Source organism: Massilia sp. Mn16-1_5, assembly GCF_004798585.1.
Taxonomy (GTDB): Bacteria; Pseudomonadota; Gammaproteobacteria; order Burkholderiales; family Burkholderiaceae_D; genus Telluria.
Map to the genome: position 1 here is coordinate 1 of NZ_PPXQ01000055.1, position 1111 is coordinate 1111.

The 1111-nt window shown below is 60.2% G+C and carries 1 protein-coding gene; it reads right to left on the bottom strand.

Translation table 11 applies throughout. The annotated features are described in order from the left end of the window. Window positions 1-1109 (bottom strand): elongation factor Tu (gene tuf / locus C2862_RS25015; protein ID WP_136223763.1); only part of this gene is annotated, 1109 nt, incomplete at its 3' end. Between the last annotated feature and the right edge of the window lie 2 nt (window positions 1110-1111).

A 1111-nucleotide genomic window follows, 5' to 3' on the forward strand; every position in this document is an offset into this window, starting at 1 on the left:
GCGATCGGGTTGATCAGCTTGACGGTGATCGACACGTTATCGCCTGGCATGACCATTTCCTTGTCCGCTGGCAGCTCGATCGAGCCGGTCACGTCGGTGGTACGGAAGTAGAACTGCGGACGGTAGTTGTTGAAGAACGGGGTGTGACGGCCGCCTTCATCTTTCGACAGAACGTAGATCTCGCCGGTGAAGTGGTTGTGCGGCTTGATCGAGCCCGGCTTGGCCAGAACCTGGCCACGCTGGACGTCTTCACGCTTGGTGCCGCGCAGCAGCAGGCCGACGTTGTCGCCAGCTTGACCCTGGTCCAGCAGCTTGCGGAACATTTCCACGCCGGTGCAGGTGGTCTTCACGGTGTCGGTGATACCGACGATTTCGATCTCTTCGCCGACCTTGATGATGCCGCGCTCAACACGACCGGTCACCACGGTACCGCGGCCCGAGATCGAGAACACGTCTTCGACTGGCATCAGGAAGGCGCCGTCAACAGCACGTTCCGGGGTTGGGATGTAGCTGTCCAGAGCGTCGGCCAGGCGGATGATGCACTCTTCGCCCATTTCGCCGGCTGCACCTTCCAGTGCCATACGTGCCGAACCCTTGATGATTGGCAGGTCGTCGCCTGGGAACTCGTACTTCGACAGGAGTTCACGGACTTCCATTTCGACCAGTTCCAGCAGTTCCGCGTCGTCGACCAGGTCGCACTTGTTCAGGAACACGATGATGTAAGGAACACCAACCTGACGCGCCAGCAGGATGTGCTCGCGGGTCTGTGGCATCGGGCCGTCAGCGGCCGAGCACACCAGGATCGCGCCGTCCATCTGCGCAGCACCGGTAATCATGTTCTTGATGTAGTCGGCGTGGCCTGGGCAGTCGACGTGCGCGTAGTGGCGCGATGCGGTTTCGTACTCGACGTGCGCGGTGTTGATGGTGATGCCGCGTGCCTTTTCTTCAGGAGCCGCGTCGATCTGGTCGTACGCCTTGGCTTCACCGCCGAACTTCTTCGACAGAACGGTTGCGATTGCAGCCGTCAGGGTGGTTTTGCCGTGGTCAACGTGACCGATGGTGCCGACGTTGACGTGCGGCTTGGTCCGTTCGAATTTACCTTTTGCCATTT